The organism is Pseudomonas entomophila (assembly GCF_013523165.1).
In the GTDB taxonomy this organism is placed as follows: Bacteria; Pseudomonadota; Gammaproteobacteria; order Pseudomonadales; family Pseudomonadaceae; genus Aquipseudomonas; species Aquipseudomonas entomophila_A.
Map to the genome: position 1 here is coordinate 99236 of NZ_JAAMQI010000007.1, position 22207 is coordinate 121442.

Here is a 22207-nt window from a genome sequence, read left to right on the forward strand (position 1 = left end):
ATTAGGCAAAGACGTTGAAAGACCTGGGCCTTCGACCTCATCGGCAGATGCCGTCAAGGCCGCGACCTGGCCTTGACGGGTCCTGCATGACCGCGGACTACCTCACGGCGCTGCCGAAGCCACGGTCATCTCGACCTTCTCACTGCGCTTGATCACGGCGTAGATCACGGCGGTCAGCACGCTGCCTGCCAGGATCGACAGCAGGTACAGCATCGCGTGGTTGATCGCGTTGGGGATCAGCAGCACGAACAACCCACCATGCGGCGCCATGAGCTTGCAACCGAAGTACATGGTCAGCGCGCCGGTCAGGGCACCTCCGGCGATGCTCGCCGGAATGACCCGCAGCGGGTCCTTGGCGGCGAACGGGATTGCCCCTTCGGAGATGAAGCACAAGCCCAGCACCAGGGCAGCCTTGCCGGCTTCACGCTCGCTCTGGGCGAACTTGCGCCGCGCCAGGAAGCTGGCGATGCCCAGGCCGATCGGAGGCACCATGCCGGCCGCCATGGTCGCGGCCATCGGGGCATAGCTGGACGACGCCAGCAGGCCCACCGAGAACGCGTAGGACGCCTTGTTGATCGGGCCGCCGAGGTCCACGCACATCATCGCGCCCAGCACCAGGCCCAGCAGCACGGCGTTGGTGGTGCCCATGCTGTCGAGGAAGTGCGTCAGGCCTTCGAGCATGGCGGCCACCGGATGGCCGACCACGTAGATCATCACCAGCCCGGTGAACAGGCTGGCCAGCAGCGGGATGATCAGGATCGGCTTGAGCGATTCCAGGCTGCTGGGCAGTCGCGCCCAGCGGTTGATCGCCTTGGCGCTGTAACCGGCCAGGAAGCCGGCGACGATGCCGCCGATGAAGCCAGCCTCCAGGTTGCTCGCCAACAAGCCACCGATCATGCCCGGCGCCAGGCCAGGCCGATCGGCGATGGACCAGGCGATGTAACCGGCCAACAGCGGCACCATCAGCTTGAAGGCCGCCTCGCCACCGATCTGCATCAGGGCGGCAGGCAAGGTCCCCGCCTCCTTGTAGGCTTCGATGCCGAACACGAACGACAAGGCGATCAGCAGGCCACCTGCCACCACCATCGGCAGCATGAACGACACCCCGGTCAGCAGGTGCTTGTAGACGCCGGTCTTCTCGGTGCTCTTGGCTTCACCACCCGTCGCCTGGCCCGTGCTTTCCACACGGCCTTCGGCCAGGGCCTTGTCCAGGGTCGCATGGGCCTGCTTCAGGGCGATGCCGGTACCGCAGCGGTAGATGCGCTTGCCGGCAAAACGGGTGGTCGGCACTTCGATGTCGGCAGCCAGCAGCACCACGTCGGCGTCGGCGATGGCTGCCTCCGGCAGCGGATTGCGGGCGCCGACCGAACCCTGGGTCTCGACGTGGAACGTGTAGCCGGCCTGGGCCGCCGCCTGTTGCAGCGCCTCGGCCGCCATGAAGGTGTGCGCGACGCCGGTCGGGCACGCGGTGATGGCGACGATGCGAGGCGTGGTCGTGCTCGCCTGAGGCGCGGCAGACGCCGACGCCTGGTGCACATGGGTGTTGGCGGCCGCCTCGTCGAGGAACCGCTCGCGATCGGCCAAGGCCTCGGCAGGAGTCGCCTGGTACAGACGCTTGCCGTCGAAGCGCGCGAGGTCCACCGGGCCGGTGGCGACGACCAGGATCCAGTCGGCGGCTTCGATGTCTGCCGACTCGACCCGTGGGCTGGCATGCTGTGGATCATGGATCTCGACGTGGGTGTGCCAGCCCCTGGCGTGGGCGCTGGCGGCCAGCAGGCGTGCGCTGAGCACGCTGGACACCTGGCCGTTGGGGCAGGCGGTGACAATGACGATGTTCATCGGCAAGCCTCGGGTAGGGAAGTGAGTTGAACGCCTGCCTGCAAGCGCTCGAGCTGCGGACGGTCGTGGATGCCGAAGCCGACCTGGGTGACCGCCTGGGCAGCGATCGCCGTCGCACGGCGCAACGTCTGCTCGGCCGGCTCACCGCTGAGCAGCCCGTGCACCATGCCGGCGACCAGCGAATCGCCGGCGCCCACGGTGCTGGCGACGCGTACCGCCGGGGGGCGTGCCTGCAGGGCCTGCGCCGACGAGAACCAGCTGACGCCCTCCTCGCCCTGGGACAGCACCACGTGCTCGACCCCCTGGTCGAGCAGGCGCGCCACGGCCTGGCGGCGCGCCGTCGAATCCTCGAGCGGTACGCCCAGCGCGTCGGCCAGCTCTTCGGCGTTGGGTTTGACCAGCCATGGCGCGGCGTCCAGACCGACACGCAGGGCCTCGCCACTGCTGTCGAGCACCACCTTCAGGCCTTGCCCGCGCAGCTGCACCAGCAGTTGCCGGAACCACTGCGGGCTGACGCCACGGGGCAGGCTGCCTGCGACGACGACGGCGTCATGCCCGGCTGCCAGGCTTTCCAGGCGATGCAGCAGCGCCGCCTGCGCGTCTTCGCTCACCTCTGGCCCCTGGCCGTTGATGTCGGTCACCCGGCCATCGGCTTCCACCAGCTTGAGGTTGCTGCGCGTCTCGCCAGGGACACGGATGAACCCGTCGGTGAAACCTCGTCCTTGCATCAACGCGTCGAAGGGTTGCAGGTTGTCGCGCCCCAGAAAGCCGCTGACGGTCAGGCTGTGACCCAGGTCAGCGAGAACCTGGGCCACGTTGAGGCCTTTGCCAGCGGCATGGGTCGCCTGGCCCTGAGTACGGTTGACGTGCCCGGCGCGCAAGGTGTCCAAGAGGATGGTCACATCCAGCGCGGGGTTGAGGGTGACGGTGAGTATCTTGGCCATCAGTGAGTCTCCACCAGGGCACGAACGGCCTGCGCACTGTCCTGGGCCAGTGCCTCGCGGGCCAGGGCACGCGCGGCCTGGTAATCGGTTTCGCGCACCAGCGCCTTGACTTCCGGAATGCTGCGCGCAGAGACGCTCAGCTCGTCCACTTCCAGCCCGAACAGAATGGCGACCGCCTGCGGATCGGCCGCCAGCTCGCCACACACACCGACCCACTTGCCTTCGGCATGGGCGGCGCGCACGGTCATGTCGATCAGTCGCAAGACCGCCGGGTGCAGGCCATCGGCCTGGGCCGACAGACTGGCATGGCCGCGGTCGATGGCCAGGGTGTACTGGGTCAGGTCATTGGTGCCGATGCTGAAGAAGTCCACTTCGCGGGCCAGCTGAGGGGCCAGCAGGGCTGCAGACGGCACTTCCACCATGATGCCCAGCTGCAGGTCGGCGACCGGAATTTCCTGGCGCAGACGCTCGACCATCGCACGGGCTTCGCGCCACTCGTGGATCTGCCCGACCATGGGGAACATGATCCGCAGGGGCCGGGAACCGGCTGCCAGCAGCAACGCACGCAACTGATCTTCCATCACCTGCGGCCGCTGCAGGGTCAGGCGTACGCCACGCACACCCAGGAACGGGTTTTCTTCGGCTTCGATCGGCCAGTACGGCAGCGGCTTGTCACCGCCGACATCGAGGGTGCGCACCACCAGCGGACGTCCGCCCAGCCCTTCGAGCACGCGTGCGTACTCGGCCTGCTGCGTGGCCACGTCGGGCGCCTGCGAATGGGCCATGAAGATCAGTTCGGTGCGCAGCAGGCCGACGCCTTCGGCGCCGCAGTCCACGACCTTCTCCACCCCTGTGCTCTCGCCGATGTTGGCGAACACCTCGATGGCCTGGCCGTCGCGACTGACGGCCGGCTCCAGACGGCGCTCCCAGGCCGCCTGCAAGCGACGCTCACGGGCGTCGCGCTCGGCCAGGGCGCGGGCCAGCTCGTCGGCGGCCGGTGCGATGCTGACCTGGCCGCGCTGGCCATCGAGCAGCAACGCGGTACCCGGCTCCAGCAGCAGCACGCTGTCACCGGCACCGACCACGGCCGGGATGCCCAGCGCCCGGGCGACGATCGCGCTGTGCGCAGTGGCCCCACCGTGGGCGGTCAGGATCCCGGCCACCCGCGCCGGGTCGAGCCGCGCCACGTCCGATGGACCGACCTCGGCCATGACCAGCACGTAGGGCTCGGCCGGCTCCTCGGGTTCATTGATGCCGCACAACTGGGCCAGTACCCGGCGCCCGATGTCGCGCAGGTCGGCGGCGCGTTCGGCCAACAGGGCATCGCGCAGCGATTCCTGCTGCCGGGCAGCCGCCTCGATGACCGTCATCCAGGCCGCGGCGGCGCTTTCGCCCTGGCCGATGCGCTGTTCGATCTCGTCGGTCAGCCCTGGGTCGGCGAGCATCTCCTGGTGGGTGACGAAAATTTCGCCGATCGCCCGATCGCTGCGTTCGACCAGCCGTTGCAGGTCGGCGTTGACCGCCGTGATGGCCTGCTCGAGCTTGAGGCGCTCTTCTCGAGGCGACTCGCCCCGCTTGGGGTAGTCGATGACCCGCTCGATGCGCAGGTGCGCCGGGCCGCTGGCGATACCAGGCGCCGCGGCGACCCCCTGGATCCGCGTGCCTGCGGCCGGCGCGTGCGCAACAGGCTCGGCCGCTGCGCAGGACACCGGCTCTGCCGCGCTTTCGCTGGCCTGCACAGGCTCGACGGTTTCACCGAGGCCTTCACCGATCGCTGCCAGCAAGGCCGGCAGGGCATCCGTCGCGATCGACGGCTCGGCGCTCAGTTCGAGGGTCTGGCCACGCTGGGCGCCGAGGCTCAGCAGCTTGCTCAAGCTCTTGGCCGACACGGCCGGCTGCCCGCTTTCCACCACGCGCACCCGCACGTCGCCTTCGAAATCCTTGGCCAGTTGCGCCAGCACCTTGGCAGGGCGTGCGTGCAGCCCATGGGCATTGGCCAGCACGATGCGTTCGCTCGGCCAGTCGGCCGGCACCTGTTCGCCCAGGACCTCCAGGACCGCACGGCTGCTCGTCGCCTGGTAGAGCATCTGGCCGCGGCCTTCGATCAGCACCTGACACAGGCGCTCGAGCAAGGCCTGATGAGCAGCGCCCAGGCTGGCCAGGCAGAACAGCCCGTTGAGCGGCTGCCCGCGATAGGTCTGCGGTTGCTGCGCGGTGACGAACGCCAAGCCTGGCTGACGCACGTGACGCTCGCTGTGCAACCACCACAGCCCTTCACCCAGCGGCAGAGGCTCGGCCTGCTGGAGCACGCCGGCGAACCCTTCGTCGGCGCAGCCGGCGCGCTGCAGCAGCCGCGCGCCACGCCAGGCCAGTTCCTGGAAGTCTTCGGCCGGTTGCTGCAAGCCGATCAGCTGGGCGTCCAGCGCCAGCTCCTTGGGTGCACCCTGCAGCAGCTTGAGCAGCGCTTCGGCAGAGCTGGCCCGACGCAAGGCTTCGGCCAGGTCGGTCTCGCCCAGGGCGCGGGTCAGCAGCTGCAGCAGCCGAAGGTGCTCGTCCGAACGTGCGGCGATGCCGATCGCCAGGTAGACGATCTGCCCATTGCCCCAGTCCACACCCTCGGGAAACTGCATCAGGCGCACGCCCGTGGTGAACACCAGCTCGCGGGTGTCCGGTGTGCCGTGCGGAATGGCGATGCCTTGCCCGAGGAACGTCGACCCTTGGGCTTCACGGGCTTCCAGCCCATCGAGGTAACCTTCGGCCACCAGGCCGTCGGCGACCAGGCGGTCCGCAAGCAGGCGCAGTGCGGCGGGCTTGTCGGCCGCTACCTGCCCCATGGCTATCTGCTCTTTGGCGAGCTCCAGCATGACCTTCTCCTTTACGGTACCCGATGCGGTACCCGGTATTTTTTTGAGTACAGGGCAGGAGCGTGTCGCTGACTCCCGGCAGGCGTGAAGACGGTGACAGTAAGCGCCTGCTGAAACGATTAACCTGATTAACCGGCCACGTTACTCGATATTCGAGCGGCAAAAAAGCCCAGCCTGTCGTCTACGGCCCCGAACGCCTGGCGCGGTCTTCGCCTGTAGCCAGTATGGCCCATCCTCGGCCTACGGCTTTTGCGCCCGCACGCCTGCCATCGAGACGCACGGTAGACGATGTACACGTCTGACTTTCTCGAAGCAACGGCGTTACCATGCCCACAGACAACTACGACATTGGTCGCCTGCGCTGGGTGCAGCGTATCGGCAAGACTGTCGAGCACAGGCCGGACCTTCGGCCATGACAAGGAATCTGTGGTGAAACTCAGCGATATCGCTCGACTGGCGGGTGTCTCCGTGACCACCGCCAGCTACGTCATCAACGGCAAGGCCGGACAGCAGCGCATCAGCCAGACCACGGTCGAGCGCGTGCAGGCGGTGGTCGAGGCCCACGGGTTCACGCCCAACCCGCAGGCTGCCGGGCTGCGCAGCCGCCATACCCGTACCCTGGGCTTCATTCTCCCCGACCTGGAAAACCCCAGCTACGCACGGCTGGCCAAGCAGCTCGAGCAAGGCGCACGGGCACGCGGCTACCAGTTGCTGATCGCCAGCAGCGACGATCAGCCCGAAAGCGAGCGTCAGTTGCAGCAGCTGTTTCGCGCGCGGCGTTGCGACGCCCTGTTCGTCGCCAGCTGCCTGCCGGCGGACGATGACAGCTACCGCACGTTGCAGGCCCAGGGCTTGCCGATCATCGCCATCGACCGACAGATGGATGCGGCGCACTTCTGCTCGGTGATCAGCGACGACCAGGACGCCAGCCGGCTGCTGACTGCCAGCCTGCTGGCCACCGCACCTCGGCGCATCGCCCTGATCGGCGCGCGTCCGACGCTGGGGGTCAGCCAGGCGCGCCTGCACGGGTTCGACCAGGCCGTGCAGGGCCATGCCGGACAGGTGGCGCACTATGAAGGGGACGCGTTCAGCCGTGACTGGGGCGAACGCCTGATGCAGCGCTTGATCGACGACTTCGGCGGGCTGCCCGATGCTCTGGTGACCACTTCCTACGTCCTGCTGCAAGGCGTGTTCGACGTGCTGCGTACCTGCGCCGACGATTCCCGGCACTTGCGGCTCGGGACCTTCGGCGACAACCAGTTGCTGGACTTCCTGCCCCTGCCGGTCAACGCCATGGCCCAGCAGCACGGCCTGATCGCCACCACGGCGCTGGACCTGGCCGTGTCCGCCGTGGAGCAGAAACGCTACCAGCCTGGGGTGCATGCAGTGGCGCGCACCTTCAAGCAACGTCTGCTCAAGGCCTGACCATGCGCCTGATCGATACCCACACCCACCTGGACTTCGAGGACTTCGACCCGGACCGGCTGGCCGTCCTGGACAGGGCCAAGGCAGGCGGCGTGGAGCGCATCGTGGTGCTGGGGGTCTACCAGGCCAACTGGCAGCGGGTCTGGGACCTGGCCTGCACCCACGAGGCGGTTCATGCCGCCCTGGGCCTGCACCCGGTCTACCTCGACCAGCATCGGCCCGAGCACCTGGTCGAGCTGCGCGGCTGGCTCGAACGCCTGCACGGCCAGGCACGCTTGTGCGCCCTGGGCGAATTCGGCCTGGACTACTACCTGCCCGCTCTCGACAAGGCCCAGCAGCAGAGGGTGTTCGAAGCGCAGTTGCAGCTGGCCGTCGAGTTCGAGCTGCCCCCCTTGCTGCACGTGCGGCGCAGCCACGCGCAGGTGATCGCCACGCTCAAGCGCCATCGGTGGCAAAGGCCCGGCATCATCCATGCGTTCGCGGGCAGCGTCGAAGAGGCACGTGAATACATCAAGCTGGGCTTCAAGCTGGGCCTGGGCGGTGCCGCCACCTGGCCACAGGCGCTTAGGCTGCAGCGCACCCTGCCGCAACTGCCCCTGGACAGCGTGGTGCTGGAAACCGACGCCCCGGACATGGCGCCCTCCATGTTCCCCGGCCAACGCAACAGCCCGGACCACCTGCCGCAGATCGCCATGGCACTGGCCCAGGTCATGGGCCTGGACCCCGACGTGCTGGCGCAGGCCAGCAGCCGCAATGCCGACGCCGTGTTCGGCTGGTAGAGCCGATGCCTGGCGAAGGCACCAGGCGCGTCCGGCTCAGGCGAGCACGACCACCAGCGCCAACCCGACGTACCACAACACGGCACTGCGCTGCAGCAGCGCCCACTGGCTGTCCAAGTAATCCAGCCCCTGCTGGCCGGCACCGGGCTCGAGCGGCGAGTCCGCTGCCTGCCCTGCCCTGGCCAGCAACGCAGGCGCCGTCGTTCGCCAGGCCAGGGCTTCCTGCAGCAACAGGCGCATGACCGCGACGAAGTGGCCGACCAATGCGAAGCTCACGACCAACAGCCTGGCCGGCACCCAGTCCAGCGCATGGCGCAGCCGTCCGGCAGACCGGACCAGATCGCGCTGGCGGCCATGTTGCCGGCACAGGGTCAACAACCGAAAGCCCAGGGCGCCTGCCGGCCCGAGCACGGCGTACCAGAAGATCACCGCGAAGAACCCATCGTAGACCTGCCAGATCAGATGGCCCTGCACCCGCGTCACCACCGAGCCGGCCTCTTCACCCCGGATGCCCAGGTCGCGCGCAGCCGCCGCCAGGCTGGCCTGGCTGTCGCCGCGACGCCAGGCGTCACGGAACGGGCCAAGCGCGCCCTTGGTCTGCCCGCGCCCCAGGCTGTAGAGCAGCACCAGCAGGTGCACGGGCAAGGTCAGCAGACCGTATGCCACCGGGTCGAGCACGTGCAGTACCCAGGCCAGCAGCCCCATGGGCACGGCGACCAGGAGCACCAGCACCGCCAAGGGCGCGCGCTTGCGTCCGCGTTCGAGGCGCGCCAGCTCACGCAGGAACCACCCATCGCGCTGGAGCCGCGTACGCCAGGACGAGAACTTCTCGATCCCCAGGATCAGGATCAGCGCCAGATAACTCATGGAAGCCCCTTGTCGGTGAGGGTGGCCTCGAATCGGGCCCAGTCGAACGCCGGCCCCGGGTCGGTCTTGCGCTGCGGGGCGATGTCGCTGTGGCCCTGGATGCGGTCCGGGCCGATGGCCGGCCAGGCCGCCTGGATCGCGCCGGTCAACTGGGCCAGCACCGTGTACTGGACGTCCGTGTAAGGCAAATCGTCGGTGCCTTCCAGCTCGATACCGATGGAGAAGTCATTGCAGCCTTCGCGCCCGTCGAAGCAAGACACACCGGCATGCCAGGCACGGTCGAGCAGCGACACGAACTGGGTCACCTGCCCCGTGCGTTCGATGAGCAGGTGCGCCGAGACCGTCAGCCCTCGCAGGCCTTCGAAATAGGGATGCTCGGCCGGGTCCAGGCGATTCTGGAACAGTGCCTGGACTTTGCCCGTGCCGAAGCGGCCAGGTGGCAGGCTGATGTTGTGGATGACCAGCAGCGAGATCTGCTCGTTCGCCGGGCGGGCATTGAAGTTCGGTGAAGGGCATCGTACGACGCCCGTGAACCAGCCGGTCGCGAGGTCCAGGTGCATGAACGTTCCTGCATCATGAAGAAGAACCGCCAGTATGCCGCGAGGCCCTGGCGCTTGCATGAAGATTCAATGCAGGGACGGGGCACGCAGCTGGGTCAGCACACGCTGCCAGGCTCGCTCGAACACCGGGCCATCTTCGAGCAACCGTACTTCGCCACGACGCAGGGCCATGGCCAGGCCGGCGCGGGTCCATTCGCGCACCTTACGTCCGGCGTGGTGAGTGAACACCAGTCGATCGGCCTCGTCCAAGGCTACCACCAGCTTGCAGCGATTCGACTCGCCATCGTCGGTGACGATCCAGTGGCCCACGCGCAGCGCACGAACGCTCGACAGCGAGGGGTCATCCGCCGCTGGCTGCCAGAGGGGGCCGCAGGCGGTTTCCTGTGGAACGGCCAGGACGATTTCATCCTGCACATGCACCAGTGCCTCCTGAACGTCCTCGTCGTCCTCCGTCTGGCTGCAGGCGCGCAGGTGCAGCTGCTGCAGACGCTGGAAGAACGCACTCATGGCCGTCGATTCCATGGCCACGCCTGCCAACCCTTCACGCAACGCCTTGAGCAACCCCGGCACCCGTTCGAGCAGTTCCTGCCTGGCCAGTGTCTGCCGGTGTGGGGCCACGCTGAGCAACAGCGAGTCCATGGTCGCCAGGGCCTTGGACCACGGCAAGGAGCGCTCGCCGTGCTTGAGCCAGGCCATCAGCAACACCTGGCTCCAGCCGGTGACCAGCATGTCCACCACCATGTGCGGCATGAAACGCCCATGCAGGCGCAGGTTGAGTTCGCGTTGCACGCTTTGCCGCGCCTGCAGCCAGCGCAGGCGCCCTTCCTCGGCATCGCGCACGCGCTGCTCGAGCCGGGCGGTGCGTTGGCGCTCCTCGTCGACGCGCGCCAGGCACTCGTTCAGCACGGCAGTGAACAGGCCCATGTCCTCGGCGAAATCGGCCAGCAGGCGGTGCACCAGGTGTTCGAGCGTGACCTGCACCCCTTCAGGAGACGCCTCGCCTTCCTCGCTCCACCCCATTCCGGCATCGGCGATCACCTGGATCAGGCGCCTGGCCGGATGCCCTGGATGATCGAAGAACCCCGCCTCCAGCAAAGCCGCCTTCATCACCGGCAGCCGTACACGGTCGATCAACGTCTTGAGCGCGCGCGGCAGGTTCGGGTCCGCCAGGAACTGATCGAACGTCAGCCCTACCAGGTCGATCACCGCTTCATCGTGTTCGGTGAGGCGGCACGCCAGCGACCCGCGCCTGGCGATGTGCGCCAGGGACTGCTCGAGTTGCTCGACCACGCTCAGGGGCTCTGATTGCTCGGGGGCAAGGACGCGCTGCTGCAAGGCCGTCAACAAGCGCAACAGGTCATGCCCTTCGATGACCTGGGCGCCACGGCTGCCGGGCGCCTTGGCAGACAATCGCCCACGACGCTCGGCCAGCAGGCCGCACGCCGTCAAAAAGCAGGTACCGTCCACGCCTTTCTCCGGCGCCGTGGGTGCGTCGTCCTGGTTGGCGGGCAGTATGCTGCTCACTCGCTGGCCGTCTTGCGCACGCCGGCGCGGTGCGGACTTGAGGGCGCCGAGGACACCGGCGGCCATGAGCATCTGGTTGCTTTCGGCATACATCAGGTCCACATCGCGCAGAACGCAGCGATCGAAGAGTTTCACCAAGACCCGCTTGACCTGGGCGCTCACCTCCAGCATGTGCACCACACGCAGGAAGTAATCGCCGAGGCACCGCGGCCCCAAGGGATTGTGCTGCATGTCCAGCGGCGCTTCGAGCAGGTGATGCAGGCGCACGTTCAGGTGGTGCAGGGCCTGGCTGTCGCGCGCGATCGTGCGTTCGACCATGGCTTCGAGCACGGAGGCCGATTCGCGGTACTCCGGCGGGTTCCAGGCCTGGTCCACGGAGCGGGTCGGCCAGGTCGCGGCGCGCGAGCGAGCGATCTGATAGAACGCGTCATGGAACATATCCAGAAACGTGCGCTCTAAATGTTTGCGCTGCTGACGAATCTCGTGCATCGCATCGAGGATGAGACGTCGGTCATGGTCGCAGAAGGCCTTGTCCGCCAGCTCGAAGAGGGTGTCGTCGGCAATGTCGAACAACGTGCGCAGACCCTGGTGCAACTGCAAGGCTGCCTTGTCGCGCACCTGCACGACCAGCATGGGCAGCCCGGGCTCGACGACGCGGACACCGGGTCGCATGGCCTGTGCCAGGTTCACAACGTTGCTTTCCTTGTACATCCCGATCTCCTTGACAGGGCGCGTTACCAACGCCGCTGCGGGTCCCTATCCACGAGGTCCATCAGCCTGACCTCGACCATGACGTCTGCCTCGCCACCTGGGCGCGCAAGAGCGGTCGTTATCACAGACCGTGAAACCCTGATAAAGCTCCCTTTACGATGACGAAAGGCAGCACGTCACGCGCCTGTACAGTGACGCCGCCTGCCCTATAATCGCCGGCATCCCGTTTTGGAGCCCGTCATGCCGAACCTACGCCTTGCCGACCTTTCCGCCGAAATCGAAGCCAATGTGCGCCGCGCCCTGCTCGAAGACGTCGGCAGCGGTGATATCACCGCCCAGCTCATCCCGGCCGAGCGCCTGGCCAAGGCAACCGTCATCACCCGCGAGACCTGCGTGATCAGCGGGACAGCGTGGGTCGATGCCGTGTTTCGCCAGCTCGACCCACGTGTCGCGGTGCACTGGCACGTCACCGACGGTCAAGGTGCGACGGCCGGCCAGACCCTGTTCCACCTTGAGGGCCCGGCCCGCTCGCTGCTGACCGGCGAGCGCTCGGCGCTGAACTTCCTGCAGATGCTGTCGGGCGTCGCGACGCAGGTGCGGCATTACGTCGATCGGGTGGCCGACACGTCGGTGCGCCTGCTCGATACGCGCAAGACCCTGCCTGGCCTGCGCGCGGCGCAGAAATACGCCGTCACCTGCGGCGGCGGGCACAACCACCGCATCGGTCTGTTCGATGCCTTCCTGATCAAGGAGAACCACATCGCCGCCAGCGGCGGGATCGCGCAGGCCGTGGCCGCCGCACACCGCATCGCGCCGGGCAAACCCGTGGAGGTCGAAGTCGAAAGCCTGGACGAGCTGGGCCAGGCGCTGGAGGCCGGTGCCGACATCATCATGCTCGACGAGCTGAGCCTGGACGACATGCGCGAAGCCGTGCGCCTGACGGCAGGCAAGGCCAAGCTCGAGGCCAGTGGCGGGGTGAACGCGTCGACCCTGCGCGAGATCGCCCTGACCGGCGTCGACTTCGTTTCCATCGGTGCCATGACCAAGGACGTCAAGGCCGTCGACCTGTCGATGCGCCTGAGTCTCTGAAACGCGGACACGAAAAAGCCCGGGTCGCATGCGCGACACCGGGCTCGTTCGAGGTGCGCCCCGGCGCCTGCCGGGTGCCCTCACCCCTGTCGGGTCAGAACGAAGCGTTCTGCAGGCCGTCCAGGTAGCGCTCCACGTCCAGGGCCGCCATGCAGCCAGCGCCGGCCGAGGTGATCGCCTGACGGTAGACGTGGTCGGCCACGTCGCCTGCGGCGAACACGCCTTCGACGTTGGTCGCCGTGGCATTGCCTTCACGGCTGCCGCTGACCACCAGGTAGCCGTCCTTGAGGGTCAGCTGGCCTTCGAACAGCGAGGTGTTCGGTGTGTGACCGATGGCGATGAAGACGCCGTCGACCTTGATCTCTTCGCTGCTGCCGTCGTTGTTCTTCAACCGCGCGCCGGTCACGCCCATGTTGTCGCCCAGCACTTCGTCCAGGTTCGCGTTGAGCTTGAGTTCGATCTTGCCTTCGGCAACGCGTGCATGCAGCTTGTCGACCAGGATCTTCTCGGCGCGGAACGTGTCGCGACGGTGTACCAGGGTCACCTTGCTGGCGATGTTGGCCAGGTACAAGGCTTCTTCCACGGCCGTGTTGCCACCGCCGATCACGGCGACCGGCTTGTTGCGGTAGAAGAACCCGTCGCAGGTGGCGCAGGCCGAGACGCCCTTGCCCATGAACGCCTCTTCCGACGGCAGGCCCAGGTAGCGGGCGCTGGCACCGGTGGCGACGATCAGGGCGTCACAGGTGTAGGTCGCGCTGTCGCCGGTCAGGGTGAAAGGCTTGTTGGCCAGGTCCACGGCGTTGATGTGGTCGAAGACGATTTCGGTCTCGAACCGCTCGGCGTGTTCCTGCATGCGCTGCATCAGGGCCGGGCCGGTCAGGCCATGGGGATCGCCAGGCCAGTTGTCGACCTCGGTGGTGGTGGTCAGCTGACCCCCTGCCTGCATGCCGGTGATCATCAGAGGCTTGAGGTTGGCGCGTGCGGCGTAGACGGCGGCGCTGTAGCCGGCAGGGCCCGAGCCGAGGATGATGACGCGCGAGTGACGTGATTCGGACATGATGCACTCCTGTCGACGCGATCACGCAGGACCGTCGTCGTGGCGCCGGCGATGCCGGCTGGATGTTGAAGACCGCGACCTGCTGCCTGGAGCGCCGGCCGCGGTGAAGCAGCACTGCGTGTTACAGGCTGCTGGCGTTCTCGGCCAGGTAGTCGGCGACGCCCTGGGCATCGGCCTTCATGCCTTTCTGGCCCTTGCGCCAGCCAGCCGGGCAGACTTCGCCGTGCGCTTCGGTGAACTGCAGGGCCTCGACCAGGCGGACCATCTCGTCGACTTCACGACCCAGCGGCAGGTTGTTGACCACCTGGTGCTGGACCACGCCTTGCTGATCGATCAGGAACGATGCGCGTAGCGCAACGCCTGCTTCGTGCTCGATGCCGTAGGCACGGGTGATCTCGTGCTTGACGTCGGCGACCATGGTGAATTCGACCGCGCCGATGCCGCCCTTCTCCACCGGCGTGCTGCGCCAGGCGTGGTGGGTGAACTGCGAGTCGATCGACACACCGACCACCTCGACGCCCAGCTCGCGGAATTTGTCCATGCGATTGTTGTGGGCGATGATTTCCGACGGGCAGACGAAGGTGAAGTCCAGCGGCCAGAAGAACAGCACGACGTACTTGCCGCGCAGCGAGGACAGCTTGAAGCTGTCGACGATCGAGCCATCGCCCAGAACGGCGGCTGCATCGAAGTCCGGGGCCTGCTTGTTGACCAGAATGCTCATGGTGACTCCTTGTTAAGTCGAGATCCGAAGGGTTTGAAACGTGAGGGCACTGTAACGAGGTCGCAGAGAGTAAGGAAATATCCATCGACAATCCACCTCATAGCCCGACTCTATCCCTCACGCGGTGCTCGATCGGCCCGGAACCTCGCGCTGTCATACCGCGTCACAGGCAGGCCGCTTCCGCCTGCCGCGCAAACTCGGTAAGGTCGGCGCACTTGTCGAACCTGGAGTGTCTTCGATGCCTGTTCCCGTTCTGTCCGGCCCTCGCTACCTGCGTGAAGGGCTCAGGCTGGTGTTGAGCCCCGGCCTGCGCCTGTTCGTGCTGTTGCCGCTGCTGATCAACCTGCTGCTGTTCGGCGGCCTGGTGTACTTCGCCTGGCACCAGTTCGGTCTGTGGGTCGATACCCTGATGCCGAACCTGCCGGACTGGCTGAGCTTTCTCAGCTACCTCATCTGGCCGCTGTTCGTGGCCCTGGTGGCGCTGATGGTGTTCTTCACCTTCACGATGGTCGCCAACATCATCGCCGCGCCGTTCAACGGGTTCCTGGCGGAGAAGGTGGAGGTCGTGGTGCGCGGCGAGGACCCGTTCCCGGCGTTCAGCTGGGGCGAGCTGGTCGCCATGGTCCCGCGCACCTTCAGCCGCGAGATGCGCAAGCTGGGTTACTTCCTGCCGCGCGCGCTCGGCCTGTTCGTCCTGTCGCTGATCCCGGTGGTGAACGTGATCGCCGCACCGCTCTGGCTGCTGTTCGGGGTGTGGATGATGGCCATCCAGTACATCGACTACCCGGCCGACAACAACAAGATGAGCTGGCAGGACATGCTCGCCTGGCTGCGCCAGAAGCGCTGGCAGAGCCTGGGCTTTGGTGGCGTCACCTACCTGGTGCTGCTGATTCCGCTGGTCAACCTGCTGATGATGCCGGCGGCGGTGGCGGGGGCGACGGTGTTCTGGGTGCGGGAAAAGGGTGAGACTCGTGCTGCAGGAACGCCCGCTCATCGCGCCTGAGACGGCCCCGGCGTGATCCAACCTCGTCCACAGGAGCTTCCCATGAACCGCTTCAACCCTGCCAAGCTCAAGCTGTCGAAATGGACCGCGACGCAACCGGTCAACCGTGAAAAGCACTTCCTGGTCACAGACCTGGAGCATGACGAGGCAGGTACTCTCCTGCGTGTGGAACTGCAGGCCGTGCACAGCGGACGCAGCGAGTGGCTGGACTGGCGGGTGCTGCGCGATGCCCAGGTGTGGGCGATGGGCTGGCGATAGCCGAGTGGCTGGCGGCTACCGCCCTTTGGCCGACCAGGCCTGGGGCGTGGTGCCTGAGAGCGCTTGACGCTCCACGCCTGCCAGCGACCAGCGTCACTGCTCCAGTCAGGGCGCCCCCTTCGTTCACCGCCCCAGTTGATGGGCGAACTGGCCCACGGCACCTACCACCTGGCGCGCACCGTCCTGGATCTCGGCGATCACGGCATCGGTCTGCCCCGCCAGCGCCAGGCTCTGTTCGGCCTGGCGTTTGCTGGCGTCGATGATCGCCACCGCGGCCTGGGCGAGTTTCTCGTTCTGCTTCACCACCTGGGCGATTTCCTCGGTGGCCCCACTGGTGCGCGACGCCAACTGGCGCACCTCATCGGCGACCACGGCGAACCCGCGCCCCTGTTCGCCTGCGCGCGCGGCCTCGATGGCGGCATTGAGCGCCAGCAGGTTGGTCTGCCCGGCGATGTCGCTGATGGTCTTGATGATCGCCCCGATGACCCGCGACTGCTTGTCCAGCGCCTCGATGCTCTCGGCCGCCTGCTGCATGCACGCCTCCAGCTCGCGCATCACCCCCATCGACTGGCTGACCACCTCACTGGCCTTGCGCGCACTGGCGTCGGTCTGCACCGAGGTCGAATGGGCGATGTCGGCTGCCCTGGACACGGCGTGTTCCTGGTTGATCTGGTCGGTGATCACGGTGGCGAACTTGACGACCTTGTAGAGCACGTCGTGGGCATCGAAGATCGGGTTGTACGAGGCCTCGAGCCAGATGGTGCGGCCACGCGAATCGACGCGCTGGAAGCGATCGGCGACGTATTCGCCGCGTCGCAGCTTCTCCCAGAAGGCCTGGTAATCGGACGAGCGTGCCTGCTCGGGGTCGCAGAAAAGACGGTGGTGCTTGCCGCGAATCTGCTCCAGCGTGTAGCCCGTCGCCTCCAGAAAGCGCTCATTGGCGGTCAGCACTTCGCCCTCGAGGTTGAATTCGATCACCGCCGTGGAGCGTTGCAGGGCCTTGATCAGGCTTTCATGCTCGCGCGACGTCTTGATGGTACGGGTCAGGTCGCTCGAGTGGATGGTGAAACACCTGATACGGCCCGAGGCATCCAGCACCGGTTGCAGGATCGAACGCAGCCAGGCCTCTTCGCCATCGCCACGCAACAGCCTGAAGGCCCCGTGGTAATGCTCGCCGTTGCGAATGGCACGGCTCATGCGCTGGTGGAATTCCAGGTTCTTCACATGCGGCGGCACGATGTCGTCGAGCGGTCGTCCGATCAGTTGCTCGGCGCGGTAATGCATGTCTCGTTCGAAATTGCCGTTGACCGACTCGATGCGTCCTTGTGGATCGAGCTGAAGTACCAGCATCTCGTTGTCGAGACTCGTCTTGATCTGCAAGACCGACAACAGGTCGTCACGCAGGCGCTGGAGTTCTTTCTTCAGTTTGTTGTGGAACATGACCGCTCTCCTGGAGGGCACCGAGGGTTCGTTGACAGGCCATCGGCCAGCTGCGAGCGATTCTTGAGTGGCGTGAACAAATATTCACGCGCCAACCTTTGGCCTCGAGGCGTCGTCATGCAGTGGTCATGACGATGACACGTCGCTGCAACGGAGCAGGTCCATGCTGTCCTGCATGAGCACACCGTCCCTGCGTATCACCCTGGTCAGCGAAACCTTCCCACCCGAGATCAATGGCGTGGCCACGACGCTTGGGCGCCTGACCGAGGGGCTGCGACAGCGCGGCCATGCCGTGCACGTGCTCCGGCCTCGTCAACCGGTCGATCTGGCGACACCGCCAGGGCCGGAGGTCATGCTGTCCCGGGGATGGCCACTGCCGGGCTACCCCGGCTTGCAATGGGGCGAGATTTCCGTGCACGCGCTGGTGCGTCAGTGGCGCAAGGAACGGCCAGACGTGCTCTACATCGCCACCGAGGGCCCCCTGGGGCTGAGCGCCCTGCGTGCGGCGCGACGGCTGGGCATCGCCGTGGTCAGCGGCTTCCACACGAATTTCGCGCAGTACGCCGGGCACTATGGGTTCGGCCTGCTGACCCGGCCGGTGACCCACTACCTGCGCTGGTTTCATCGCCGCACCGCGCTGACGCTGGTGCCGAGCCTCAGCCAGCAGACCGAACTGGAACGGCGTGGATTCGAACGCCTGGCGCTCCTGAGCCGGGGCGTCGACGCCACGCTGTTCACGCCCTGTCGGCGCAGCCAGGCATTGCGTGACGGCTGGGGCATGGGTGCGGACGATATCGTGGTGCTGCATGTCGGACGGCTGGCGCTGGAGAAGAACCTGGGCGTGTTGGCTCCCTGCCTGCTGGCCCTGCGTCACGCTCATCCCCAGCGCCGTGTACGCCTGGTGGTCGTCGGCGACGGACCGCAACGCGCCGCCCTGGAGCGCGTGATGCCGGACGCCATCTTTTGCGGCGTGCAGCAGGGCGACGCGCTGGCGGCGCACTACGCCAGTGGCGATCTGTTCCTGTTTCCGAGCCTGACCGAGACCTTCGGTAATGTCGTGCTCGAAGCCATGGCCTCAGGCCTGGGGGTGGTGGCCTATGACAAGGCCGCCGCCGCCCAGCACATCCGCCACGGCGACAACGGCGTACTGGCAATGCCAGGTGATCAGGCTGCCTTCATCGAAGCGGCCAGCTGGTTGCTGGAAGAAAGCGAGCATTTGCGCCGGGTGCGGCTCAATGCCCGGTGGCACGCCAGCCGACAAGGCTGGTCGACGATCGTCGAGCAGTTCGAAGGTTACTTGCGTGAGGCATGCCGGCCCGCGAGCGTGACGCTGAGCGCGTTGCCAGGTGCAAGCCTGGACCGTGTGACGCCGCCTGCGACGAACGCCTTGTCGACGGAGTGAGCCTGCCCCTCGGTCACGGCGCGTGCGTGACGTCAGGCCAGGGCTTTTTCGATGGCCTGGACCACCGACGGGTCATCAGGTGACGTACGCGGGGAGAACCGCGCCAGCACACGCCCATCCTTGCCTACCAGAAACTTCTCGAAATTCCAGGTGATGTCCCCTGGGAATTCGGCGCCCTCGCCTGCCAGCAGACGGTACAGGGGGTGGCGATGCGCCCCGTTGACCTCGAGCTTGGCGGCCATGGGGAAGCTGACCCCATAGGTCAGGCGGCAGAACTGCTGGATGTCCTGCTCGGTGCCTGGCTCCTGCCCGGCGAACTGGTTGCACGGCAGGCCCAGCACCGTCAGGCCACGCGCGCTGTAACGCTGGTAGAGGTCCTCCAGTGCCTGGTACTGCGGCGTCAGCCCGCACTTGGAGGCAACGTTGACCACCAGCGTCACGCCGCCCTTGAACGGTGCCAGGGGTAACGGTGCGCCCTCCAGGGTCTGCAAGGTGAGGTCGTGAAACGCACTCATGGTGAAGCCCCCCATCGTGTCGGTCATCGCGGCAATGCCCATTGCACATCAAAAAGGCGCTGGGCGCGCCGGCCATGCGTCCAAGGGCGCATGGCCGGCGTACTCAGCGCCTCGTGTCTGTTTCTGAGCGTAGCGCAGAAATCAGTGCTGGTGACCGCCTTCGCCATGGATATGACGATGAGCGATTTCTTCGTCGGTGGCGTCACGCACGTCGACGACCTTGACCTTGAAGTTCAGGCGCTGGCCCGCCAGCGGGTGGTTGCCGTCGACGGTCACGTCGTCGCCGTCGAGGTCACGGATGGTGACGATCTGCATCTGGCCGTCCGGCGCCGAGGCGTGGAACTGCATGCCGACTTCCAGTTCGTCGACGCCTTCGAACATGCTGCGGTTCAAGGTGCTGACCAGCTCGGCCATGTATTCGCCGTAGGCTTCTTCAGGCTCGATGGCAACGTTCAGCTCGTCACCGGCCTGCTTGCCTTCCAGTGCCTTTTCCAGGCCTGGAATGATGTTGCCTGCACCGTGCAGGTAGACCAGCGGCGCACCACCGGCGGAGCTGTCGATGACCTCCCCGGCGTCGTTGGTCAGGGTATAGTCGATCGAGACAGCCTTGTTGGCGGCAATCAGCATGGGGAGGAGACCTTTGCAAAAGAATGTAGAACGGACAAGTGTAACCAAGGCATCGCGCGATTGCGAACGCACCTCCGAAGATGTCGTCTCCACCAGTCGGATGGTCGCTTTTCATCAGGACGACCAGGGCCATTGGGTGGTCGAGCTGTCCTGCGGGCATACCCAGCATGTACGCCACCAGCCGCCCTGGCAGGTGCGTCCCTGGGTGCTGGACGCCGATCGCCGGGCTGCGTGCCTGGGGCAGGTATTTGCCTGCGGTTGGTGCGCTCGAGGGGCGGATGGGACTACTCTTGGCGCCTGACGTTTCCCTTCGCTGCGTTCGAGAGCCTGCATGCAGACATTCTTCATCGCGCCGACCGATTTCGGTGTCGGCCTGACCTCCATCAGCCTGGGCCTGGTCCGCGTGCTGGAGCGCGCGGGCCTCAAGGTCGGGTTCTTCAAGCCGATCGCCCAACCCCACCCTGGGGACACCGGCCCGGAGCGCTCCACCGAGCTGATGGCCCGCACCCATGGCATCAGGCCGCCCACGCCCTTGAGCCTGTCGCACGTGGAACGCATGCTCGGCGAAGGGCAGCTGGACGAGCTGCTCGAGCAGATCATCCGCCTGTACCAGCAGGCCTGCATCGGCAACGACGTGGTGGTGGTCGAGGGCATGGTGCCGACGCGCCACGCCAGCTACGCCGCGCGGGTCAACCTGCACCTGGCCAAGAGCCTCGACGCCGAGGTGATTCTGGTGTCGGCGGCCGAACATGAGGCGCTCAGCGAGCTGTCCGGCCGAGTGGAGTTGCAGGCGCAGCTGTTCGGCGGCCCGCGCGACCCGAAGGTACTGGGGGTGATCCTGAACAAGGTGCGCAGCGAAGAGAGCATGCCGGCCTTCGCCAGCCGCCTGCGCGAGCACTTGCCGTTGCTGCGCGGGGATGACTTCCGGCTGCTCGGCTGCATCCCGTACCAGGCCGACCTCAACGCACCGCGCACTCGCGATGTGGCCGAGCTACTGGGCGCGCAGGTGCTCAACGCCGGCGACTACGAGCAACGGCGCATGAACACCACGATCATCTGCGCGCGCACCGTGGCCAACACGGTACCCCTGCTCAAGCCGGGCACCCTGGTGGTGACGCCGGGCGACCGCGACGACATCATCCTGGCGGTGAGCCTGGCGGCGATCAACGGCGTGCCGTTGGCAGGCCTGCTGCTGACCAGTGACAGCAAGCCCGACCCACGCATCCTGGGGTTGTGCCAGGGCGCCTTGCAGGCCGGGTTGCCACTGCTGTCGGTCGGCACCGGCTCGTTCGAGACCGCCAACCAGCTGCACCAGTTGAACCGGGAAATTCCGGTGGATGACCGAGAGCGCGCCGAAGTCATCACCGATTTCGTCGCCAGTCACCTGGACGCTGCCTGGCTGCACCAGCGCTGCGGTACACCTCGGGAGCTGCGCCTGTCGCCGGCGGTGTTCCGCTACCAGCTGATCCAGCGCGCGCGGCAGGCCGACAAGCGCATCGTCCTGCCGGAAGGCGCCGAGCCGCTGACCATCCAGGCCGCGGCCATCTGCCAGGAGCGTGGCATTGCGCGCTGCGTGCTGCTGGCCAAGCCTGACGAGGTGCAGGCGGTGGCCCAGGCCCAGGGCATCGTGCTGCCGGCCGGCCTGGAGATTCTCGACCCGGACCAGATCCGTGCGCAGTACGTCGAACCGATGGTGCGCCTGCGCAAGAGCAAGAGCCTCAATGCCCCGATGGCCGAGCAGCAGCTGGAAGACCCCGTGGTGATCGGGACCATGATGCTGGCGCTGGACGAGGTCGACGGGCTGGTGTCGGGGCTGGTGCATTCGACCGCCAACACCATCCGCCCCGCCCTGCAGCTGATCAAGACCGCGCCGGGCAACAGCCTGGTGTCGTCGGTGTACTTCATGCTGTTTCCCGAGCAGGTGCTGGTCTATGGCGATTGCATGATGAACCCGCACCCGGACGCCGACGAACTGGCGCAGATCGCCCGACAGAGCGCGGCCTCGGCGCAGGCATTCGGCATCGTGCCACGGGTGGCGATGCTCAGTTACTCCAGCGATCAGGCGGTGACCGACGATGAGGTGGAAAAGGTTCGCGAGGCGACGCGCCTGGCGCAACAGGACCAGGCCTCACTGGTGATCGACGGCCCGCTGCAGTACGACGCGGCGGCCAACCCGGCCATCGCCCGTCAGCTGGCACCCGACAGCCCGGTGGCGGGGCGCGCCACGGTGTTCGTGTTCCCCGACCTGAACACGGGCAACACGACGCACAAGGCGGTGCAGCGCAGCGCCGATTGCGTGAGTCTGGGGCCGATGCTGCAGGGGCTGCGCAAGCCGGTGAACGACCTGCCACGGGGCGCGCAGGTGGATGACATCGTCCATACCATCGCCTTGACGGCGATTCAGGCGAGCACGGTCTGAGAGAGGGGCCGACATACGCAAGGATCGATGGGCGAGCGGCTGTGACGGCGCGATGGCAATCGCTGGCAAGCCAGCTCCCACAGGCCTTCATTCCAATCAACTGGCTGTGGTACCCGCCCACCGAGTGGCCCCCTGTGGCAGCAGGCTCCCCAGGCCTCCGTTC

19 protein-coding genes and 1 pseudogene are annotated in these 22207 nt (G+C 66.7%); 8 read left to right on the forward strand and 12 right to left on the reverse strand.

What is annotated here, in order from left to right:
- Positions 1–102 precede the first annotated feature (102 nt).
- From G7Z99_RS07655 to ptsP, 3 genes are read right to left on the reverse strand one after another with little or no spacing between them, the layout of a single operon-like run.
- Positions 103–1839 (reverse strand): fructose-specific PTS transporter subunit EIIC, encoded by a 1737-nt coding sequence (locus G7Z99_RS07655; RefSeq protein ID WP_181092963.1) that lies wholly within the window; start codon positions 1837–1839, stop codon positions 103–105.
- On the reverse strand, positions 1836–2783 hold the full coding sequence (gene pfkB / locus G7Z99_RS07660) for a 1-phosphofructokinase (protein ID WP_181092964.1): 948 nt from the start codon (positions 2781–2783) through the stop codon (positions 1836–1838). Before pfkB ends, G7Z99_RS07655 begins: the two co-directional genes overlap by 4 nt.
- On the reverse strand, positions 2783–5647 hold the full coding sequence (gene ptsP / locus G7Z99_RS07665; RefSeq protein ID WP_181092965.1) for a phosphoenolpyruvate--protein phosphotransferase: 2865 nt from the start codon (positions 5645–5647) through the stop codon (positions 2783–2785). Before ptsP ends, pfkB begins: the two co-directional genes overlap by 1 nt.
- Before the next feature lie 429 nt (positions 5648–6076).
- Between ptsP and cra the strand changes: the two genes are divergently transcribed.
- Positions 6077–7072, forward strand: a complete 996-nt coding sequence (cra, locus tag G7Z99_RS07670; RefSeq protein ID WP_181092966.1) for a catabolite repressor/activator — start codon at positions 6077–6079, stop codon at positions 7070–7072.
- 2 nt (positions 7073–7074) lie between these two features.
- Entirely contained in the window at positions 7075–7851 is a 777-nt protein-coding gene (locus G7Z99_RS07675; RefSeq protein ID WP_181092967.1) for a TatD family hydrolase, read from the forward strand.
- A gap of 36 nt (positions 7852–7887) precedes the next feature.
- Here the strand turns inward: G7Z99_RS07675 and ampE are convergent, their stop codons facing one another.
- The 3 genes from ampE to G7Z99_RS07690 form a co-directional block, all read right to left on the reverse strand.
- Positions 7888–8718, reverse strand: coding sequence for a regulatory signaling modulator protein AmpE (gene ampE, locus G7Z99_RS07680; RefSeq protein WP_181092968.1), 831 nt, complete (start codon positions 8716–8718; stop codon positions 7888–7890).
- The gene (gene ampD, locus G7Z99_RS07685; RefSeq protein ID WP_181092969.1) at positions 8715–9278 is read right to left on the reverse strand and encodes a 1,6-anhydro-N-acetylmuramyl-L-alanine amidase AmpD; all 564 of its coding nucleotides are present in this window, start codon (positions 9276–9278) and stop codon (positions 8715–8717) included. Before ampD ends, ampE begins: the two co-directional genes overlap by 4 nt.
- A gap of 66 nt (positions 9279–9344) precedes the next feature.
- A complete protein-coding gene (locus G7Z99_RS07690; RefSeq protein WP_181092970.1) occupies positions 9345–11513 on the reverse strand; it encodes a DUF1631 domain-containing protein in 2169 nt (722 codons plus the stop codon).
- A gap of 240 nt (positions 11514–11753) precedes the next feature.
- Here G7Z99_RS07690 and nadC point away from each other — a divergent pair, with 240 nt between their 5' ends.
- Positions 11754–12602 carry a carboxylating nicotinate-nucleotide diphosphorylase gene (gene nadC, locus G7Z99_RS07695; protein WP_181092971.1) on the forward strand — a complete coding sequence of 283 codons (849 nt, stop codon included), beginning with the start codon at positions 11754–11756 and terminating at the stop codon, positions 12600–12602.
- 94 nt (positions 12603–12696) lie between these two features.
- Here nadC and trxB read toward each other — a convergent pair whose 3' ends face one another.
- Positions 12697–13659: a thioredoxin-disulfide reductase gene (gene trxB, locus G7Z99_RS07700; RefSeq protein ID WP_181092972.1), complete on the reverse strand. Its 963-nt coding sequence runs from the start codon at positions 13657–13659 to the stop codon at positions 12697–12699.
- Positions 13660–13780: 121 nt separating this feature from the next.
- Positions 13781–14380, reverse strand: a complete 600-nt coding sequence (locus tag G7Z99_RS07705; RefSeq protein ID WP_181092973.1) for a peroxiredoxin — start codon at positions 14378–14380, stop codon at positions 13781–13783.
- Positions 14381–14618: 238 nt separating this feature from the next.
- Here G7Z99_RS07705 and cysZ point away from each other — a divergent pair, with 238 nt between their 5' ends.
- Positions 14619–15383: a sulfate transporter CysZ gene (cysZ, locus tag G7Z99_RS07710; protein ID WP_181092974.1), complete on the forward strand. Its 765-nt coding sequence runs from the start codon at positions 14619–14621 to the stop codon at positions 15381–15383.
- 42 nt (positions 15384–15425) lie between these two features.
- Complete coding sequence (locus G7Z99_RS07715; RefSeq protein WP_181092975.1) at positions 15426–15641, forward strand: TIGR02450 family Trp-rich protein; 216 nt, start codon at positions 15426–15428, stop codon at positions 15639–15641.
- Between the two features lie 123 nt (positions 15642–15764).
- On the opposite strand, the gene G7Z99_RS20115 is transcribed toward G7Z99_RS07715, so the two are convergent.
- Both G7Z99_RS20115 and G7Z99_RS20120 read right to left on the reverse strand, forming a co-directional pair.
- A complete protein-coding gene (locus G7Z99_RS20115) occupies positions 15765–16325 on the reverse strand; it encodes a methyl-accepting chemotaxis protein (protein WP_375139140.1) in 561 nt (186 codons plus the stop codon).
- Positions 16308–17081 (reverse strand): annotated as a pseudogene (locus G7Z99_RS20120) (PAS domain-containing protein); the annotation flags it as partial. The pseudogene G7Z99_RS20120 and the gene G7Z99_RS20115, both read right to left, overlap by 18 nt.
- Positions 17082–17256: 175 nt before the next feature.
- Between G7Z99_RS20120 and G7Z99_RS07725 the strand changes: the two are divergent.
- Complete coding sequence (locus tag G7Z99_RS07725; RefSeq protein WP_181092977.1) at positions 17257–18483, forward strand: glycosyltransferase family 4 protein; 1227 nt, start codon at positions 17257–17259, stop codon at positions 18481–18483.
- A 32-nt stretch (positions 18484–18515) separates the two neighbouring features.
- Here G7Z99_RS07725 and G7Z99_RS07730 read toward each other — a convergent pair whose 3' ends face one another.
- A complete protein-coding gene (locus tag G7Z99_RS07730) occupies positions 18516–18998 on the reverse strand; it encodes a glutathione peroxidase (RefSeq protein WP_181092978.1) in 483 nt (160 codons plus the stop codon).
- Between the two features lie 141 nt (positions 18999–19139).
- Positions 19140–19625 (reverse strand): FKBP-type peptidyl-prolyl cis-trans isomerase, encoded by a 486-nt coding sequence (locus G7Z99_RS07735; RefSeq protein ID WP_181092979.1) that lies wholly within the window; start codon positions 19623–19625, stop codon positions 19140–19142.
- On the opposite strand from G7Z99_RS07735, the gene G7Z99_RS07740 reads away from it, so the two are divergent.
- Together G7Z99_RS07740 and pta are read left to right on the forward strand one after the other, a co-directional pair.
- On the forward strand, positions 19624–19926 hold the full coding sequence (locus G7Z99_RS07740; RefSeq protein ID WP_181093064.1) for a DUF3565 domain-containing protein: 303 nt from the start codon (positions 19624–19626) through the stop codon (positions 19924–19926). The two genes, G7Z99_RS07735 and G7Z99_RS07740, sit on opposite strands and share 2 nt — an antisense overlap.
- Before the next feature lie 30 nt (positions 19927–19956).
- Positions 19957–22044, forward strand: a complete 2088-nt coding sequence (gene pta, locus G7Z99_RS07745; RefSeq protein WP_181092980.1) for a phosphate acetyltransferase — start codon at positions 19957–19959, stop codon at positions 22042–22044.
- Positions 22045–22207: the final 163 nt, after the last annotated feature.

Bases quoted from the DNA above. Each gene is read 5' to 3' on its own strand.
- pfkB (WP_181092964.1), bottom strand. From the start codon at position 2,783: ATGGCCAAGATACTCACCGTCACCCTCAACCCCGCGCTGGATGTGACC.
- G7Z99_RS07735 (WP_181092979.1), bottom strand. From the start codon at position 19,625: ATGCTGATTGCCGCCAACAAGGCTGTCTCGATCGACTATACCCTGACC.
- ampD (WP_181092969.1), bottom strand. From the start codon at position 9,278: ATGCACCTGGACCTCGCGACCGGCTGGTTCACGGGCGTCGTACGATGC.
- G7Z99_RS07690 (WP_181092970.1), bottom strand. From the start codon at position 11,513: ATGTACAAGGAAAGCAACGTTGTGAACCTGGCACAGGCCATGCGACCC.
- trxB (WP_181092972.1), bottom strand. From the start codon at position 13,659: ATGTCCGAATCACGTCACTCGCGCGTCATCATCCTCGGCTCGGGCCCT.
- G7Z99_RS07715 (WP_181092975.1), top strand. From the start codon at position 15,426: ATGAACCGCTTCAACCCTGCCAAGCTCAAGCTGTCGAAATGGACCGCG.
- G7Z99_RS07740 (WP_181093064.1), top strand. From the start codon at position 19,624: ATGGGGAGGAGACCTTTGCAAAAGAATGTAGAACGGACAAGTGTAACC.
- G7Z99_RS07675 (WP_181092967.1), top strand. From the start codon at position 7,075: ATGCGCCTGATCGATACCCACACCCACCTGGACTTCGAGGACTTCGAC.
- ampE (WP_181092968.1), bottom strand. From the start codon at position 8,718: ATGAGTTATCTGGCGCTGATCCTGATCCTGGGGATCGAGAAGTTCTCG.
- G7Z99_RS07730 (WP_181092978.1), bottom strand. From the start codon at position 18,998: ATGAGTGCGTTTCACGACCTCACCTTGCAGACCCTGGAGGGCGCACCG.
- pta (WP_181092980.1), top strand. From the start codon at position 19,957: ATGCAGACATTCTTCATCGCGCCGACCGATTTCGGTGTCGGCCTGACC.
- G7Z99_RS07725 (WP_181092977.1), top strand. From the start codon at position 17,257: ATGAGCACACCGTCCCTGCGTATCACCCTGGTCAGCGAAACCTTCCCA.
- G7Z99_RS07655 (WP_181092963.1), bottom strand. From the start codon at position 1,839: ATGAACATCGTCATTGTCACCGCCTGCCCCAACGGCCAGGTGTCCAGC.
- G7Z99_RS07705 (WP_181092973.1), bottom strand. From the start codon at position 14,380: ATGAGCATTCTGGTCAACAAGCAGGCCCCGGACTTCGATGCAGCCGCC.
- nadC (WP_181092971.1), top strand. From the start codon at position 11,754: ATGCCGAACCTACGCCTTGCCGACCTTTCCGCCGAAATCGAAGCCAAT.
- cysZ (WP_181092974.1), top strand. From the start codon at position 14,619: ATGCCTGTTCCCGTTCTGTCCGGCCCTCGCTACCTGCGTGAAGGGCTC.
- ptsP (WP_181092965.1), bottom strand. From the start codon at position 5,647: ATGCTGGAGCTCGCCAAAGAGCAGATAGCCATGGGGCAGGTAGCGGCC.